Origin of the sequence: Bacillus sp. FJAT-27251 (assembly GCF_001273925.1) — a bacterium.
GTDB lineage: Bacteria > Bacillota > Bacilli > Bacillales > Cytobacillaceae > Mesobacillus_B.
Genome location: NZ_LIGG01000001.1, coordinates 2,477,043 through 2,494,947 on the forward strand (window position 1 = coordinate 2,477,043; position 17,905 = coordinate 2,494,947).

Annotated in this window: 17 protein-coding genes and 1 pseudogene; 12 read left to right on the forward strand and 6 right to left on the reverse strand. The window is 46.5% G+C overall.

All coding sequences use genetic code 11. The features are described 5' to 3' along the window. Positions 1-277: 277 nt before the first annotated feature. Positions 278-1,294 carry an STAS domain-containing protein gene (locus tag ADU22_RS11700; protein ID WP_053362306.1) on the reverse strand — a complete coding sequence of 339 codons (1,017 nt, stop codon included), beginning with the start codon at positions 1,292-1,294 and terminating at the stop codon, positions 278-280. Between the two features lie 227 nt (positions 1,295-1,521). Here ADU22_RS11700 and wrbA point away from each other — a divergent pair, with 227 nt between their 5' ends. The 5 genes from wrbA (at position 1,522) to ADU22_RS11725 (ending at position 6,004) form a co-directional block, all read left to right on the forward strand. Continuing rightward, complete coding sequence (gene wrbA, locus ADU22_RS11705) at positions 1,522-2,133, forward strand: NAD(P)H:quinone oxidoreductase (RefSeq protein ID WP_053362307.1); 612 nt, start codon at positions 1,522-1,524, stop codon at positions 2,131-2,133. Between the two features lie 175 nt (positions 2,134-2,308). Beyond that, a complete protein-coding gene (locus tag ADU22_RS11710; protein WP_053362308.1) occupies positions 2,309-2,770 on the forward strand; it encodes a tripartite tricarboxylate transporter TctB family protein in 462 nt (153 codons plus the stop codon). Positions 2,771-2,787: 17 nt separating this feature from the next. Beyond that, entirely contained in the window at positions 2,788-4,305 is a 1,518-nt protein-coding gene (locus tag ADU22_RS11715; protein ID WP_053362309.1) for a tripartite tricarboxylate transporter permease, read from the forward strand. Positions 4,306-4,321: 16 nt separating this feature from the next. Then, positions 4,322-5,320 (forward strand): Bug family tripartite tricarboxylate transporter substrate binding protein, encoded by a 999-nt coding sequence (locus ADU22_RS11720; protein ID WP_053362310.1) that lies wholly within the window; start codon positions 4,322-4,324, stop codon positions 5,318-5,320. 198 nt (positions 5,321-5,518) lie between these two features. Beyond that, entirely contained in the window at positions 5,519-6,004 is a 486-nt protein-coding gene (locus ADU22_RS11725; RefSeq protein WP_502688742.1) for an undecaprenyl-diphosphatase, read from the forward strand. Positions 6,005-6,106: 102 nt separating this feature from the next. On the opposite strand, the gene ADU22_RS11730 is transcribed toward ADU22_RS11725, so the two are convergent. The 3 genes from ADU22_RS11730 to ADU22_RS11740 all read right to left on the reverse strand — a co-directional run bounded on the left by ADU22_RS11730 (position 6,107) and on the right by ADU22_RS11740 (position 8,577). Then, positions 6,107-6,409 carry a hypothetical protein gene (locus tag ADU22_RS11730; protein WP_053362312.1) on the reverse strand — a complete coding sequence of 101 codons (303 nt, stop codon included), beginning with the start codon at positions 6,407-6,409 and terminating at the stop codon, positions 6,107-6,109. A 193-nt stretch (positions 6,410-6,602) separates the two neighbouring features. Next, a complete protein-coding gene (locus ADU22_RS11735) occupies positions 6,603-7,421 on the reverse strand; it encodes an ABC transporter ATP-binding protein (RefSeq protein WP_053362313.1) in 819 nt (272 codons plus the stop codon). Between the two features lie 190 nt (positions 7,422-7,611). After that, positions 7,612-8,577 (reverse strand): iron-hydroxamate ABC transporter substrate-binding protein, encoded by a 966-nt coding sequence (locus ADU22_RS11740; RefSeq protein WP_053362314.1) that lies wholly within the window; start codon positions 8,575-8,577, stop codon positions 7,612-7,614. A 121-nt stretch (positions 8,578-8,698) separates the two neighbouring features. Between ADU22_RS11740 and ADU22_RS11745 the strand changes: the two genes are divergently transcribed. From ADU22_RS11745 to ADU22_RS11760, 4 genes are all read left to right on the forward strand, one after another. Further along, positions 8,699-9,715 carry a FecCD family ABC transporter permease gene (locus tag ADU22_RS11745; RefSeq protein WP_053362315.1) on the forward strand — a complete coding sequence of 339 codons (1,017 nt, stop codon included), beginning with the start codon at positions 8,699-8,701 and terminating at the stop codon, positions 9,713-9,715. Beyond that, a complete protein-coding gene (locus ADU22_RS11750; RefSeq protein WP_053362316.1) occupies positions 9,712-10,734 on the forward strand; it encodes a FecCD family ABC transporter permease in 1,023 nt (340 codons plus the stop codon). The genes ADU22_RS11745 and ADU22_RS11750 overlap by 4 nt, the downstream gene beginning before the upstream one ends. 21 nt (positions 10,735-10,755) lie before the next feature. Further along, positions 10,756-12,153, forward strand: a complete 1,398-nt coding sequence (locus tag ADU22_RS11755) for a M14 family zinc carboxypeptidase (protein WP_053362317.1) — start codon at positions 10,756-10,758, stop codon at positions 12,151-12,153. A 195-nt stretch (positions 12,154-12,348) separates the two neighbouring features. Continuing rightward, positions 12,349-13,917, forward strand: a complete 1,569-nt coding sequence (locus ADU22_RS11760) for an alkaline phosphatase family protein (protein ID WP_082252834.1) — start codon at positions 12,349-12,351, stop codon at positions 13,915-13,917. 55 nt (positions 13,918-13,972) lie between these two features. Here the strand turns inward: ADU22_RS11760 and ADU22_RS11765 are convergent, their stop codons facing one another. After that, on the reverse strand, positions 13,973-14,602 hold the full coding sequence (locus ADU22_RS11765) for a redoxin domain-containing protein (protein ID WP_053362318.1): 630 nt from the start codon (positions 14,600-14,602) through the stop codon (positions 13,973-13,975). A 27-nt stretch (positions 14,603-14,629) separates the two neighbouring features. Beyond that, a complete protein-coding gene (locus ADU22_RS25170; protein ID WP_231687870.1) occupies positions 14,630-14,731 on the reverse strand; it encodes a peroxiredoxin family protein in 102 nt (33 codons plus the stop codon). Positions 14,732-14,970: 239 nt separating this feature from the next. Between ADU22_RS25170 and ADU22_RS11770 the strand changes: the two genes are divergently transcribed. From ADU22_RS11770 to ADU22_RS11780, 3 genes and pseudogenes are all read left to right on the forward strand, one after another. Further along, positions 14,971-15,879: a GNAT family N-acetyltransferase gene (locus tag ADU22_RS11770; RefSeq protein ID WP_053362319.1), complete on the forward strand. Its 909-nt coding sequence runs from the start codon at positions 14,971-14,973 to the stop codon at positions 15,877-15,879. A gap of 132 nt (positions 15,880-16,011) precedes the next feature. Beyond that, positions 16,012-16,911 carry an alpha/beta fold hydrolase gene (locus ADU22_RS11775; protein WP_053362320.1) on the forward strand — a complete coding sequence of 300 codons (900 nt, stop codon included), beginning with the start codon at positions 16,012-16,014 and terminating at the stop codon, positions 16,909-16,911. After that, positions 16,908-17,425 (forward strand): annotated as a pseudogene (locus ADU22_RS11780) (DinB family protein). The gene ADU22_RS11775 and the pseudogene ADU22_RS11780 overlap by 4 nt, the downstream one beginning before the upstream one ends. Positions 17,426-17,905 lie beyond the last annotated feature (480 nt).

Genomic DNA, 17,905 nt, shown 5'->3' on the forward strand with positions numbered 1-17,905 from the left:
AAACATCAAACCGGACAATAGGAGTGTCAAACCGGACAATAGAAAAACACTCTGGTAAATAAATATAGGAAACTGGCAAATAAAGTGCGAGTATCGGCAAATAAACTTGGTAAAGTCGAAAATAAAACAGCAAACTTGGCAAATAAACCTGGGAAAACGGCAAATAACCCGGAACAGCAGCCCCAACCAGTGAATGGGTACAACCCTTGACCTGAGTTACAAGCTTCCAAATAAAAAATGAGCGGCCATGCACACCTGGCAGCTCATTTTTTAATCCTTATACAATTCTTCTTCCGCTTTTTCCAAGAGCATAATAGATGCCATGCTGAAGGGTCTGCAAGCATTCATATTTTTTCAAGTTTATCAAGGTTTGGGAAATGATCAACGCGAGTTCGGCTGATATGCCCACCAGGATGACTTCGGTTCCAAGGAGCCTGGCAGCGGAACCCAATTTGTCAATCAGGGCAGCGGTATGCTGGGAGATTTCCTTGTTAAGTCCCGTCAAATCGAGCAAGAGGTAATTTGCTTGATGCTTTGGAAGCTGATTGAGCGTGTTGGTGATCAGGTCTTCGGCTCTTTCTTCATCATAGCTGCCAATCATCGGGACAACGATGATGCCTTCCAGGACCGGTATAATTGGAGATGAAAGCTCCTTTACCAACTTTTGCAGCATTCTTGTTTTTTCCTCGACAACTTGTTCCAGTTCCCGGATATGCTGTGCTTCCTTCCTTCTGGAAAGCTCATGGATATTTTGTTCGATGTCCACTTCGGAAGGGAAGTATTCAATGACACTATATGGATTGCTTTCGTTTTGATATTGAAGGACCTTGTACCAAAACGTCCTGCCAAACAGGCCGGTAAGGACCCCCGCGTAATGGGAGGGTACAAAAATGCCATCCTTACTAGATTCCTCAAGCGCATTAAGTTTGTATTCCCAGTCATCTTGGATCCTGAGTGTATAGGAACCTTTTTCTTTATCTATTTCAATGATTTCCGCTTTTCCCCAGCCGGCTGGAGCGTACGTACTGGAAAGCCATTCCACCACATTGGAAGAATCAATATGCTTCATTTCCTTGAACCCTTCGCCGACAATTAACCCTTGACGAAAACCAGTGGTTTCCAATACTAGATTGGTAGCCTCAAGGCCGGAAATATCCCGGATGGTATCAAAAAATGTCTTCATGGCAGAAATCCAAAAAAAGACGACATCTCCACCTTCGAACAGGACTTTTCCCGTGGTCAAATCCCATTTCAAGTCGACCCCGCCGACCCTAATCTCTTTCAACATCTCCATCGCAGCACTTCCTCCAGGTAATTTATCGAATGTCTCATCTATTATACAATATTTTCAAAACCAGGGGACTGTTTCTAGTGATTCATAGCAGACTTTAAAATTAAAAGTTTTCACCAAATATCTTGAAATGGAGATATTTGCGGAATAGATGACCCAATAGTGGGGTAGAGAGGTATTGAATGGCTCCAACCAATCTGGAGCCCTAATTAAGCAAGGAGGTAAAAGATATGTCAAATGTAAATGTAGCGGTTATTTTCTACAGCATGGGTGGAACAAACTATCAGCTGTCAAAATGGGCAGCGGAAGGAGCAAAAGAAGCGGGAGCAGAGGTCAAAATCTTCAAGGTGGAAGAACTGGCTCCTGAATCCGTGATTGAGGGCAATGATGCATGGAAGGCGACGGTCGAAGCAACGAAAGATGTCCCGGTGGTCAAGTCGGAAGATCTCGAATGGGCCGATGCCATTATCTTCAGTGTCCCAACACGCTTCGGGAACATGCCATCGCAAATGAAGCAGTTCCTGGATACTCAGGGCGGACTGTGGGCCAGTGGCAAGACCGTCAACAAAGTCGTCAGCGCCATGACTTCAGCACAAAACCCGCATGGCGGCCAGGAGGCGACACTGCTTTCCTTGTATACATCGATGATGCACTGGGGGGCGATTATCGCAACGCCGGGCTATACCGATCCCGTATTGTTCGGGGCAGGCGGCAACCCGTATGGCACAAGTGTAACGGTTGGCCAGGACGGAAAGATGGTTGAAGACGTAGAGGGTGCTGTTAAGCATCAGGCAAAGCGCACCGCAACTGTTGCGGAATGGGTGAAAAAAGGAAATCAATAAAAAAGGAAGCGGAAGAATCGTCCCTTTGCTTCCATAACATAGTGATAAAAAGCGTCCTCTCCGCATAGTATTTTTTACTATAGTGGATGGTAACGAGGGTGATAAAGGCCTTGCTTCGTTTGATAGTGAATTAAACGTTGCAGGGCCTTTTTTGCCCAAAGACAGGGGGGATGAAATGGCCAGCAGGCTTTTTACGGAGAAAAAAATTGGCGGGTCTGTTGCCGTATTGTTCGGATTATTGTCTTTGTATGAAGCAAGCAAGCTTTATTCCTACAGCAGGAATTTATTAACAGGCGACCATGCTCTTCCAGGCATGATTGGCCTGCTTCTGGTTCTGTTTGGCCTCAGTTTGTATTTCGAGCGGGCGGAGGACGAAAGAAAAGTACAGTTTCCTTCCGGAAGAACCCGCGCCACACTGCTTCTCACCATCTCACTCATTTTTTTATACTGTTATTTAATTCCCTGGCTAGGCTATACCGTCAGCACCCTGGCTGTGGCGATCGGGCTGGTAAAAATGATTGGCCAGTACCGCTGGTTGTTTTCCATCCTCTTCGGGATAATTATGACAGCTGTTCTATATCTGGTTTTCATTGTCCTGCTGAAAACGCCGGTTCCAAGCGGAATCTTTGACATCTAGAAGAAGGAGGGGAGCCATTGGAATCAATTGGATACTTGCTGAATGGACTCAGTGAGGTTTTGACTCCGTTCAATCTTCTGATTGTGGTGGTCGGCTCGCTGCTGGGCACTTTGGTCGGAGTGCTCCCGGGCCTTGGACCCACATCGGCGATTGCCATCCTTTTGCCAGTCACGACCGTCCTGGAACCAGCCCAGGGGCTGATCATGATGGCTGGGATTTATTATGGCTCGATGTATGGCGGTTCAACCACCGCCATCCTAATGAACATCCCGGGCGAATCTTCTTCCGTACCGGCGACGATTGATGGCTATCCGCTCGCACAGGCGGGCCGTGCCGGTCCAGCTCTTGGCATCGCGGCAATCGGGTCTTTCATTGCAGGAATCATCGGGTTGGCCGGCCTTGTCTTTTTTGCGCCAATCCTCGCCGATCAGGCATTGAAATTCGGACCGCCGGAATATTTTACCTTAATGCTGATTGCCTTGCTCGTTCTGTTCAACTTAACAGGCTATTCGTTTAAAAAATCGTTCATCATGGGTTTGTTTGGCTTCCTGTTTGCTTTTGTAGGGATTGGTGCCACTTCGGGGATTCCGAGATTCGACTATGGGTTCACATCCCTGCTCGGCGGCTTTGAGATGGTGAGCATGATCATCGGCCTTTTCGCGATATCGGAAGTCCTCAAGGGGCTGGAGGAGAAGCGGCATGTGAAGGAGCGGATAAAAATAAAAGGCGTTTATCCGAATAAAGACGATCTGCGTGTCAGCTTCATGCCCATAATGCGGGGGAGCTTTCTAGGCTTTTTCCTCGGCATCCTGCCTGGCATTTCGGCGACCATCACTTCTTTTTTATCATACGATCTGGAAAAGAAAGTTTCGAAGCATCCGGAAAAATTCGGGAAAGGGGCGATCGAAGGGGTGGCGGGGCCTGAATCGGCCAATAACGGCACCAGCTCCGGCGGGTTCATCCCGCTGCTGTCACTGGGGATTCCTGCCTCCCCGCCGCTGGCTGTTTTGCTCGCGGCGCTGATGATTTATGGATTAACCCCGGGCCCTGTCCTGTTTGAACAAAACAGCCACATCGTCTGGCTCATTATCGCCAGCATGTTTGTCGGCAATGTCATCCTTCTTGTGCTGAATCTCCCGCTTGTAGGGTTATGGGCGAAACTGACCGAAGTTCCGTTTGGCATCCTAGCGCCCGTCATTTTACTGATCAGCATCCTTGGCGCTTATTCGGTGCGGAACAGCCTGTTTGATGTGGTTGTCGCCGCCGTCTTTGGTGTGTTCGGCTACTTGTTCCATAAATACCAATGGCCCATCATCCCGTTTGTGTTATGCGTTGTTCTTGGCCCGAAGATAGAGAGCTCATTTATTCAATCTATGGAAATGTCGTCGGGTAGCCTGGCCATTTTCATCCAGCGGCCGATTTCATTAACGATTTTAAGTTTTGCGGTCATCTTTTTAGGTTTGTCGATTTTCCTGATGAAAAGGACGAAAAACAGAATTCTGCAAGAAACGGGAGAACAGGCAGAGTTCTCTTGAACAGGGAGGAACGATGATGAAAAAAGTACGATGGATGCTTTCAGCTTTGTTATTGGCGGCAGTGGTTTTAACGGGATGTTCCACAGGTTCGAAGCAGGATGCAGCAGATGATTACCCGAAAAGGCAGATTGAGCTTGTAGTGCCATTTGCCGCGGGAGGCGGGGTGGACCTGTCTGCCCGCGCGGTTGCCGAGTATCTCAGCAAAGAGTGGGGAGAGTCGATTGTGGTGACCAACAAACCTGGAGGCGGGGGATTGATTGGCGCCCAGTATGCTCTGAAAGATGCAAAACCGGATGGATATACGGTTCTTATGAACAATAATTCCTCCACGACGATGTATGAAGCAGGAAATTCCAACCCCTCAATGACCAGCAAAGACCACATACTGGCCGCAAAGGTAGCTGAAGGGGCCCTTGTATATGCGGTCAAGGCCGATGCCGAGTGGAACAGCTTCAAAGAATTTACGGAATGGGTCAAAGCCAACCCGGAAAAACTGACATGGGCGAGTGTCGGTCCCGCAGGCTTCTCCTCGTTCGGGGTGGCGGAATGGCTGAAATCAACGGGGGTCGACTATAAGAAAACCTCCATGGTCTCTTCCGAAGGGGCATCGGATTCGGCAGCCAAAGTAGCTGGAGGTCATGTCATCCTCGCCGTCCATGCGGCCGGTGAACTCGCCCCGCTAGTGGAGGCAGGTAAAATCAAGGTTCTTGCCGTCCAATCGGAGGAAAGAAGTCCGCTCTTCCCTGACGTCCCTACTGTAGAAGAGGAAGGCTTTGAAGGACTCACAGTCAAATGGTGGACCGGACTGTCCTTTGCCGTCGAGACCCCTGGTGAAATCATTGAGAAATGGGAGCAGGCCGTTGAAAAAATGCAGCAAGACGAACAATTCCTCGAACAGATTGAAAAAATAAAACTGACCCCAGCCTACCTAAACTCGGAAGACTTCACCAAAGCAGTCAAAGCAGAAACCCAGCACTACACCCAACTCGCCGTAGAAACAGGAATCAGGAAATAGAGCAGGGGGACGGTTCCGGTGCTTCAAAATGCTCAGGATGATAAAAGGAAAAATATTATTCCCAAACCCTATCCCATAAGATAAAATCATTCTATGCGCCTTTGCTAGACAATTTAGATGAAAAGGGTAGTGGGTTTTTTGGAAACGAATATTAGTATCTTCAGATTAATCAATGATCTCGGGAAAGAGTATCCCTTTTTGAATCCTGCGTGGGTGTTCATTGCTGAGTATATCATTTTCCTGGTTGCCCTAGCGGGTATTGTCTTTTGGTTCAACAATGGGAAGAAGAACAGAATGATGGTGATTTGTGCTGTCGTGACCGCTCCGCTTGCAGTGATTATCGGAAAAGTGGCGGGCCTCTTTCATTCCAATTTCCAGCCGTTTGCGGAGCTGGCAAATGTGAATCAATTGGTTGAAAAGACAGTCGGGAATTCATTCCCGAGTGACCATACGATTCTCGTCTTTTCCTTTTGTGTCACCTTTTGGCTGTTCAAAAGAGGGTGGGGGTTTTTATGGCTCTTATTAGCTTTCCTGGTGGGAATCTCCCGCATTTGGGTAGGAGTCCATTATCCTCTGGATGTGCTGGCAGGAGCGGGGATCAGCATATTGACCGCTGTCGCCGTTTACAAGATGGCTCCCAGGATGGGCCTGGATAGGAAGTACAAAAAAGAAATTGGAATGTGACAAAAGGCGAGGGAAATTTCCCTCGTTTTTTATTTTTAATAACTTGCCATAAATATGTACAGCAAGCGACATAAAAGCCGCTTGCCCGATGTCATGACAAGTCTATTTATCGCGGCTGCAAAAAGTACAAGTGGCAAGTGTTTGCAGTTTCATATAATTAGAAATCAACCTGGCTGTTTTTCCTTCTTCACCAGGCTTGCCGGCATGGCTGCTCAGGCAGCCGATCAGCCTGCGGTCACAGCGGCAGCGGGATTCCGGGCCGTTCAAACACTCATCATGTGCTTTGCAGCAGGCGTCCACAGCATTTACCGGGCTGCCTGGACCACTGCAGCACGGCCCGCAATACCTGTATCCCCGAATGCATAATCCTTTCCGGCGCCTCTTAGGTAAATCTCTTTTTTTCACGTTCTTCCCTCCCTTTTATAATGAGATACTTATATATATGAAAAAAAATTCAAGAGGCTTGTTCAAGAACCTATCCCGAGGCATGGTGTAGGTGTTCTCATATTTTTTTTTAGAAAAAACATCTTGTCGGCAAAACAAAAAACACTGCTTCCACAAGCTGAAAAAATTCAGCTAATGGAAACAGTGTTTCTTTTTAGACGATTGCAGCCTGTCTTTGCTGCCGTACTGAGCGTCCTTTTCCGTGCGGGACACACACCGGCGTGCCAAAGATAGGGTCGCAGGAAATATTGCATTTCATATTGAAGACGTCCTGCACCAATTCGCAGGTAATGATGTCTTCTGGCCGTCCTTGTGCGTAGATCTTTTTATCTTTTACAGCCACCATATGGTGTGCGTACCGGCTGGCAAGGTTCAAGTCATGTAGCACCATGACGACGGTATGGCCTTTTTGCTCGTTCAGGTCAAACAATAAATCGAGGATTTCGATCTGATGCGTCATATCCAAGTAGGTGGTAGGCTCATCAAGCAGAATGATGTCGGTCTGCTGGGCAAGTGTAAGGGCAATCCAGGCGCGCTGCCGTTGTCCGCCTGAAAGGGAGTCTACCGCACGGTCCTGCAGGTGCTGGATGTTGGTTGATTCAAGCGCTTGCTGTACGGCTTCTTCATCCTCCCTGGACCACTGCTTCATCATCGAGCGATATGGATGGCGCCCTTGCTTCACAAGCTCATAGACGGTCAAGCCTTCGGGCGTAACGGGACTTTGCGGCAGGATGGCGAGTTTCTTGGCGATGTCCTTCGTTTTCATCCTGGCAATTTCTTCGCCATTTAAAAGCACATTGCCGCTTTTTGGCTTCAGCAAGCGCGCCAAAGAACGCAGCAGGGTGGACTTCCCGCAGCCATTGCCCCCGATGAGAACCGTTATCTCGCCTTTGGGGATTTCTATATCCAAATTATCAATGATAATGGTATCACCATAGCTCAATGTTAGATCCTTTGCAGACAATGAATGCATTGGAGTCTCTCCTTTCAATGTGCGGGGTTCGAATCGTTCAAGTATGCACGAAAATATATAACTTTATTGTAGAGGCAATTATTGATACAGTCAATGATAATCGTTTTCATTTAAAGAAATAGACACATTTACAACATGAAATATAAAAAAACTGTCCCTCAAATGAAGAAGGACAGTTTTTAAGAGAATTCTATTTTCCTACAGCGTTTAAAACATCCTCAATCGTCTTCTGGGAAGCAATCAGCCCTTTGTTTGTCCAATTGCTTGGGTCATTGATGATATGGACGTTTCCGTTTTTGGCTGCCGGTGTGCTTTGCCATACGGCGCTGTCTTCAAGCGTTTGAATTCCTTGTTCGCCCTCGAGAGCCAAAAGGAAAACATGGTCGGCATCAAGCTCGGAAAGCTTCTCGACCGAAATTGGATTCCAGGATGCCGCATCCGCTGCACCCAGCTCCTGGACTAGCGCCGGCTGCTTGACTCCAAGCTCGGAGTAAAGCACTTCAGCACTGTGGCGGTCTTGTTCAAACAAGTAGAATTGGTTTCCAGCTGTCCAAATAACAGCTGCCGTTTCATCGCCAAGGGKTTCCTCCAATTGGCTCCGTGCTTCTTCTACCTTGGCTTCGTAGTCGCTCAGGAGTTTTTTCGCTTCTTCCTCTTTGCCAAGAATGGTGCCGAAGGTTTCAATCTGCTTGCGCCAATCTTTGACGGTTTCTTCTGTCATCAAATAAGTTGGGGCAATTTTATTATAGTCTTCAAAAGAACCTTCGTAACTGTCCATATTATTTTGTAAAATAATAAGGTCGGGCTCATGGCTCAATGCTTGCTCAACCGGAACATTCCATTCGATTGGGGGAACATCCTTCAAGTCTTCTTCCAAGTAGTTTTGGACGCTTTGTCCAATGGCCCACTTGGCTACAGGGGTGACGCCCAACGCCACAAGCGCATCCTCATGGTAAGGAGCAAGAATTCTTTCGGCATTGGCAGGAATGGTCACTTCTCCCGTAGCTGACTCAAGGGTCACTTCCTTGTTCCCGGTTCCTTTTTCATTTTCCGGTTCAGGGGAGGAATCATTGTTTCCACACGCAGCGATAATAAGCACCAACAACCCGATGATTATAGTGGGAAAAAGTCGGCGAAAATTCACATTCATTTTCATATGTTAATCTCCTTTATGTTATAATTTCAATGTTAATGATAATCATTTTCAATTATACAGTCAATTATATTCTCTATTATTTTTTGACAGTTTAAAGAACATATGTGAACAGGAGAAAAAGATGCGGTCCTTTATACATCATTCCAATACGACTAAACTCATCATCAATATGTTAACTTTGGTCGCCTTGATTTTTTCAGTGGGTCTTTCCGTTTCATACGGGACGACCAATATTGAATTTAAAACGGTTTGGCAGGCGGTCTTTCAATTTGACCCGGAAGTAACTTCACATCATGTGATCCAGGAACTGCGGCTGCCGCGGGCAGTATCCGCCGTTTTTGTCGGCGCATTCCTGGCGGTGTCTGGTGCGATCATGCAAGGAATGACGCGGAATCCTTTGGCCTCTCCTTCGATTATGGGAGTGACCGATGGAGCGGCCTTTGCGCTAGTGCTGATGATGGCGTTTGTTCCTGGCGTCACGGGGGCAGGCATGATTGGTTCTTCATTTGTCGGGGCTGGATTGGCTGTGGCCCTTGTGTTCATGGTTGGCTCGCTCTCGGCCAGCGGCCTGACGCCTGTAAAATTGGCCCTGGCAGGGGTGGCGATCGGAACGATGCTGCGGTCGATTTCTTCTATTATATCCCTCCACTTTAATTTGGAAAAAGAAATGGGATTCTGGCTGGCAGGGGGCCTGGATGGAACCAGCTGGAATTCTGTCCGGATATTGGTGATCGCGGGCGGAATCGGCCTGCTTGTCGCCCTCTCGATATCAAAATCGATCACCGTGCTCAGTCTTGGTGAAGACATTGCCACAGGCCTGGGGCAGAATAACCTGCTCATCAAAGTGCTTGGAATTGTTTCCATCCTAATCCTGACAGGCGCGGCGGTTGCTGTCGCCGGTGCTGTCGGCTTTGTCGGGCTCATTGTTCCCCATATTGCAAGATTTATTATCGGGACGGATTACCGGTGGATCATCCCAACATCCATTCTGTTTGGAGCACTGCTGCTGGTTTTATCCGATCTGGTGTCAAGGCTTGTCAATGCTCCCTTTGAAACGCCGGTGGGAGCGATCACCTCCCTGATTGGAGTTCCTTTCTTTCTTTATTTAGCGCGCGGCAGCGGAGGTGGGAAGTCATGAATCAGCTTGAATTGAAAAAGAGGAAAAAATTAGCCTTCGTAAGCATTTTGTTACTGGCTTTAATTATAGTGATGTTTTTTATCAGCTTGAGTTCGGGTGTCATCCAGATTGCACCTGGGGATGTGGTCAAAACGCTTCTTAACCAGGGAACAGCTCGGCAGAAGCTCGTTTTGTTCGATTTCCGCCTTCCGGGAATTGTGCTGGCGCTGCTAATAGGGGCGGGGTTGGCCGTATCGGGTGTCATCCTGCAGGGAATTACGCAAAATGAACTGGCCGATCCGGGAATATTGGGCATCAACACTGGTGCCGGCCTGGCGGTTGTCCTATTTCTTTACTTTTTTAAAAATCAGCTGGATCCCGCAAGCTCTCTTTCCGTGTTTATGATGCCTTTTGCGGCTCTGGTGGGAGCGGTGGTCGCTGCACTTATCATTTACGCCTTGGCGTGGAAGCAGGGGGTGAACCCCATCAGGCTTGTGCTCGTCGGGATTGGAGTAAATGCAGGATTCGCGGCGTTCCTGACCATCTTCCAGTTGAAAATGGATCCGCAGGATTTCCGGCAGGCAACCGTCTGGCTGACAGGGGATATCTGGAATGCCAACTGGAGCTTTGTCCTGGCTTTATTGCCGTGGATGCTGATCTTAATCCCCTACGCTATGTCCAAGGCGCGTTCCTTGAATGTCATGACCCTTGGGGATGAAGTTGCCTCAGGATTGGGTACTAGTGTGGAGGGAGAAAGGCGGCTCCTGCTGTTCGTTGCTGTTGCCCTTGCAGGTGCGTCCGTGGCAGCGGGCGGAGGCATTGCCTTTTTGGGACTAGTCATTCCGCATATTGCAAGAAAAATAATGGGGCCACTGCATCAATACATCATTCCTGTGTCTGTACTGCTGGGGGCCTTGCTGCTGATGGTGTCAGATACGATTGGCAAAACCTTGCTTGCGCCCACCCAGATTCCGGTTGGGATTATTGTTTCGATATTAAGTGCGCCCTATTTTGTTTATTTGCTGATAAAAACCAAGTAGAAACTGAGAGGAACAGTTGTGATGAAATTTCAATACATTGTAGATCAGGTACCCGATTACCAAAGTTTTCTGACGGTAGAGGAGCTGGATAAAAGCAGCAAAAAACTGGCTGAGGAGTTTCCTGGCGTTGTGACACTATTTGAAGCAGGAACCTCCCGTAATGGACATCCGATTTTAGCGATGAAAATCGGGGATGGGCCGAAGAAGGCGCTGTGCTTTGCCTGCCCTCACCCCAATGAACCGATTGGAGCGATGACACTGGAGTACTTTTCCCGTGCCTTGGCGGAAGACGATGAGCTGCGTGAAGAGCTGGGCTATACCTGGTATATGATTAAATGCATCGACCCGGATGGTGTGCGCCTTAATGAAAACTGGTTCAAGGGACCGTTCAATATTCATAACTACACAAGAAACTATTTTAGGCCAATCGGATACGAACAGGTGGAATGGACATTTCCTGTCGATCACAAGGAATTGCATTTTCATGAACCGCTTCCGGAAACGCGGGCCTTAATGAGTTTAATGGAAGAAATAAAACCCGATTTTGTGTATTCGCTTCACAATGCCGGGTTTGGCGGGGCCTATTGGTATATCTCCCGCGACTTGCCTGAATTGTATGAGGATCTGAGGAATTCCGCGGTGAGGCAGGAAATTCCACTGAATCTGGGAGAGCCGGAGGAACCGTTCATCACCAAGTTTTCTTCCGCGGTTTTTAAAACGATGAGCATAGGACAAGCCTATGACTTCATGGAACAGTTCACCGGCGAAACGCCGACGATTCACAATGGTACATCCAGTTCGGATTATGCCACTAGAGTATCCCCGGATTGCGTGACGCTTCTGACAGAGCTTCCTTATTTTTTTGATTCCCGCATTGAGGACATGAGCGAGAGTGAAATGAGCAGGAAAGAGGCTATTTTGCAGAGTGTGGAAATATCACAGGCACATTTCACTCTTCTTGATCAGCTGCTGGGGGAAGTTCGTTCCTTTATTACGGACGGAAATCCGTTTGTCAAGCTGGTGGATGAAGTAGTCCAGCACGTCCTTGGCGGCAGCGAGGCGAAAATCAGCTGGGCGGAAAGCAACCCGGAGTTCGAACAGCCCGCAAAAGTGGCTGAGGTGTTTGACAACCTCTATGCAGCCAAGTTTTACAACGGACTGTACCTCGGGTTGACGGTCCGGGCCTGCGAATATGAAATCGAGCGGCTTCAGGGATGTGGGAACAGGGACGAGGGTGCCATCCTTGTGCTGAAAGAGGCATATGAAAAAGTCGAGGGATTTTTAAAGGAATATTGTGAAGCCCTCGAAAGCGAGCTGAATTACCACTTCATTCCGATTCAAAAACTCGTAAAAGTCCAGGTGGAAAGCGGGCTGATTGTGGCAGCAAATCATAGGGACGGTTCTCATGCCTCATTTTAGGGGGTGGATCATGCGAGGGTAATGAAAATGATTACATAGAACGGCCTGCAATGTGGATTGCAGGCTTTTTTTAATTTCAAGGAATATCGAATGTGACCTCATAATTCTTGCTTAGATGGAAAAACATAGATACAAAGGACTGATAAGACTTAAGAAAAATAATATGTCAAGTGCTCAAAGAAGGAGGGAAGACTTATGATGAAATTTTTAATTCCTTTATTTTTAGTCATTGCACTAGGTATACTCTCTTATGTGTTAATAAAGCCGCCAAATAAACAACCAAGCCAACTCAATCAGCCTCACCAACTTTCCTCCAAGCCTGTCGTAATGATTATTATTGACTCAATCATGGATGAAGCGTTACAGTCCAGTATTCAAAAGGGGAAGGCGCCTGCCTTTCAATTTTTAATGAATAATGGGAGATATTATCCAAGGATGGTCAGCAGCTTTCCAACCATGTCCGTTGTCATCGATAGTACTTTATTGACGGGGACATATGCAGAGCAACATAAAGTTCCTGCTCTTGTCTGGTTCGATGCTCATGAAAAACGCTTTATAAGTTATGGGAGCGCCCAACAGGAAATCATGAAGCTAGGCGTAAAACAAGTTTTGCAGGAAAGTTTGTTTCATTTAAATCACAATCATTTAAGCTCTAATGTTCAAACCATCCATGAGGAAATAAAAGAGCCAACCGCCTCCATTAATACACTTGTCTATCGTGGCAATCATAACAAGCCGTTAAATGTGCCGAGGCTGTTAAGCTTACTGGGCTTCATTGAAAAAGATGCAGCTATAAAAGGTCCTGATTATTTTTCCTACGGTTTATTGTCGAAAATCGACTCTAAAAATAAACACACTAAACTGTGGGAAGGCTTCGGCTTCAATGACAAGTTTGCTGCACAAGAACTGAAATACTTAATCCAGCAGAATCGGCTTCCGTCCTACTCTTTAGTGTATTTTTCAGATAACGATAAATTGGTACATAAAAAAGGGGTGGATGTAACAAAGGGAATTGAAGAGGCAGACAAGCAGCTGCAGGAGGTCTTGAATTCCTATCCTGCATGGGAAGATGCCTTAAAGGATGCCGTGTGGATCGTCATGGGAGATAGCGGTCAAACAGGTATAAAAGATAATAAAGACCAGGCTTTGATTGATTTGAGAAAGGTGCTGAAGGATTACCGAATTCATAGGATCAGCGGACCTGTAAGGGATGAAGACCAAATAGTGCTTGGACTGAACGAACGCATGTCGTTTATTTATCTTTTAGATCAGAAAATACAACTGGAGGATGTTGCCAAGATGCTTTCAAATGAACGGCGGATTGGCTATATAGCCTGGAGAGAAGAAAATAGAGTAAAAGTCATATCGGGAGACCACGATGGCTTCCTCTCGTTTAACCCGAATGGTGGCTTTACCGATCCTTATGGGCATACCTGGTCCGTGGAAGGAAATGCTGATATATTGGGGCTTGTGATAAATAAAAATAATGAAATTACATTCACCGATTATCCAGATGCACTCGCAAGGTTATACAGCTCCTTTTATTCCCATTCAGGAAACTACCTTGTCGCTGATGCTAAACCAGGATATGAGTTTGTCGGAGAAGGATCACCGACGCATGTTGGCGGTGCTGCCCATGGATCCCTCCATAAGCAGGATTCGTATTTCCCCATGATTGTCGCTGGCACAGAACTGGAACCTCAACACGAAAGAATGATTGATTTAAAAGAATGGATTATGAGGATTTTGGAAAATAAGGATTGATTTTAGTCTCGAAAAAAAGCAAAAGCCGGAAACTTGCCTGCTTTTGCTTTTTTATTTATTTTGTTCCGGGAATTTCACAGCCCTCGGGCCCGCACTCCAGACCTTTCTGCTGAGCTTCCCGCTCTTTTTCTTCTCTAAGCGTTTGCTGCTGCCACTCCACATCGATGGTCGGCGAGAATTTCTCGGGATGGCGGATATACCAGCGCTGCTTACGGATTAAGAAATTATCGGGATCGAGCAGCAAGGCTTCGTCCAGTTCTTTTAAGGCCGCCTCTTTGTCGCCTCTTTTGGAATATTCCATTGCCAGCTTGAACTTTGTTTGGGCAAGCTGAAGCTCCAAGCTGCCAGGTGCATTAGAGGGAGTGTAATACTGGTCTTCCAGTTCGACTTTTTCCACTTCACCGCGGATCAGCTTTTTAACAGCGTCAACATGGTCTTGGTTCGTCACATGGAAACCTTGCTTCAGCAGGCGGATGGTTCCTTCCTTATCAATAAAGATGCCATTCGGCACAATTTTGAACCCAAATAAATTAGCCAGGCTATTTTCCGCGTCAACAACAGTTGTGAAAGATTTATCGGCCGTATAAGGCTTTACAACTTCAGGACCCTGAAGATCAACCGATACCGATAAAAGCTCAAAGTCTTCATCTTTAAATTCTTCATAAAATTGCTGCCAGCCTGGCAGCTGTTCCCGGCACCGTCACCAGGAAGATCACATAAACAGAAGCGTATTCTTGCCGCGGAAATCATGAATGGAAACAGGCTTTCCATCTAGTCCGGTAAGCTCAATGTTCTTTATCTTTTCTAATAACAATCCCATCCCGCCTTTCGTTTTCAATCTCAATTTCAGTTTACTGACGATGGATATAGAATTCAAATATTAATTCTTAGTAATGGTAAGCAACGGATAGAAGATAAACTGGATTGATTGCTCCCATCCTTTAAAAAATTCTTGTGCTCCATCCTGCCTTGGGCATACAATTATAATGAAAGTGGAAAAAGCTGGGGGAGTTTTACTGCACAGTTTTTAACGAATCGATTGAGGTGCGGCCTATGAAAACCATTCAATATCCGTATATCAAGCTTAAAGAGAGTATGGATCAGGAAGATTGCGCAATGATCCGCCAGCTTCAGGAGCGCTGCATCAATGAAGACGAGACGGCGTTAAAGCTTGAGCTTGATTATAAGCTTGGCGCTGCAGGAGAAGAAACGGGCAACCTAAAAGAAATAAATGAATTTATGTACTTTGATGGACGGGCTCTAATTGGCTATATTGGCATTTGCCGTTTTGGCGGTCCGTGGGAAGTCAACGGAATGGTTCATCCAGATTATCGAAGGCAGGGTATCTTCACAAAATTAAGCGAGCTGGTCTTCGAAGAATGGAAACGGCGGAACTCAGACTGCATGCTGCTTCTATGCGACCGTGAAGCAGAGGCTGGCCAAAGGTTCATCGCAAAAACACAGGCAAGATACGCTCATTCCGAATATGAAATGTTTTTAAGGCAGGATGCTTTTCCCCAATCACAAAACGGGACCGCGGGTATTACTTTTAGAAAAGCTGCCAACGCAGATGCAAAGGAAATTGCCCGACAAAACGCCATTTATTTTAATGGCAGCTCTTCAGATGCAAATGAGGAAGCGGAAATCCATGTTCTGCCCGAAGAAGAGGAAAAGCGCGGGATGCCTTGCTATCTCGCTGAAAAAGATGGAGAGATAGTGGGGAAGGTGAATCTGCAGATGACTTCCCAGTTGGGTGCCATCTTCGGGCTGGGTGTTCTCCCGGAGCATCGGCGCAATGGGTATGGTAGAGCCATCCTGCTAATGGCGATCCAAAAACTGAAAGAAGCAGGGGCAAAGAACATCATGCTGCAGGTAGCCGCTGAAAATGCCAATGCCCTGAACCTGTACAAATCTTGCGGTTTTGAAACCACATCGACGATGGACTATTATCAAATTCATTGAGATTGAAAGAAAAGCAAGGAGGCGTCTTCTTGCTTTTTTTTATTTTTCATACCATTTTTATCCATTACCTAATACGATAAAGGTAGAAGTAAAAGAAGAGTGGAATATATATGTATAAAAGGGGAGAGGGCATTGGAGAGAAAAATTGAAGTCTTCACGAGTAATGGTCTGGATATGGAGTATTCGATTGTCGGGGAGGGCGAGCCAATATTGGTTTTGCATGGTGGGCATTCCAACTGCGCTGAAGAATTTGGTTATCAGGCCTTAATGGAGAGGGGTTACTCCATTATCACTCCATCAAGGCCTGGATATGGGGGAACTTCCAGGGAAATCGGTGTTAGTCTTGCTAGAGCCAGCGTGTATTATGCGGCATTGCTCTCCTACTTACATATTAGCAAAGTGCATATCATCGCCATGTCAGCCGGAGGTCCAAGCGGCATTTATTTTGCTTCCGCCTATCCAGAGCTCGCCGCCAGCTTGACACTTCAGTCGGCCGTTACGAAAGACTGGCTTAGGCCGGGTGACAAGGAATACAAAGCAGCGAGGATGCTTTTCAGGCCGGGAATAGAAAAGTATACCTGGAAAATGATATCAACAATGAACAACCTTCTACCAAATTTCATTTTCAAACAGATGTTTCCATCCTTTAGCACACTAACATACGCAGAAGGAAAGGCGGGAATAGCGGAGGGAGACATCGAAGGAGTAAGGCAGATGAACAACCGCCAGCGATCAGGCAAAGGATTCTTCCTTGACATGAAACAAGTAAACGAGATAAAAACAGAAAATTTGCAGGCCGTTAAATGCCCTGTCTTGATTATGCATAGCAAGCATGATGGTTCTGTACCGGTCGAGCATGCGTCCCATGCTTATGAACATATTGAATCATCGCAGCTTTGTCTGCTGGATTCCTGGGGTCACCTTATTTGGATCGGTAAAAACGCAGATGAGGTGACTGAGAAACTAGTTAGTTTTCTCAAGGGAATACATATGAACAGTCTATATTATAGAAAGGAGGAAGCTAAAATATGAATTTTAAGCTGAATGAAGCAATTGAGCTTTTGGAGCGGACGCCAAAAACATTAGAAGTTTTTTTATCGGGCCTATCCGGGAAATGGCTGGGTTGCAATGAAGGGGAAGGAACCTGGAATACTACAGAGGTGGTTGACCATCTGATTGAAGCTGAGAAAAACAATTGGATGCCGAGACTGGAATGCATCCTCCAGGAAGGGGAGAGCAGAGTTTTTTCGCCATTGACCGGTTTGCCCACTTGAAGAACCCCGACCGGCCTATTGAACAAAAGCTGGCGGAATTCAAGTCCATTAGGCAAAAGACGGTGGGCCAATTAATAAAGCTGGCTGAGTCGGGGCTGGATTTTGAAGCGGCTGGCATTCATCCCGAGTTTGGGAGCGTAAAGGCCAGGGAACTGATTTCTACGTGGGTGGTCCATGATATGACGCATATAAACCAGATTGTCAGGGTGATGGCTAAAAGATATAGAAGCGATGTCGGTCCATGGGCGGAGTATTTGGGGATATTCAAATGAGTATGGAGGAACGAGGACGGTGCTTCTGCTTGCTGGAAGGACCTTCGTAAAGTGAAAATTTACCATTGTTTTCGGTGATCCTGTCGTGGTATATTATTTTAGCTGCTTAACCAGCCCAGTTTAAAATTAATATCTTTTTAAAAAAGGTATTGACCGGGAAGTCGAAAGAAGCTATTATTAAAAAGCTGCTCCGAAATGATGTGAATTACTTAATTGCTTCGTTAAAAAAAGTGTTGACATTATGTTGGTTGAGTGATATTATATAAAAGTTGCTTCAAATTGAAGTAGCGATGAAATACTTGTTCCTTGAAAACTAAACAAACAAGCGTCAACAAACAATAATATCGTGTTTCATCTATATAATAGAGATTCACGAGCCAACGTTTTATTTTATGAGCTAATCACTCTTTTATTGGAGAGTTTGATCCTGGCTCAGGACKAACGCTGGCGGCGTGCCTAATACATGCAAGTCGAGCGGAC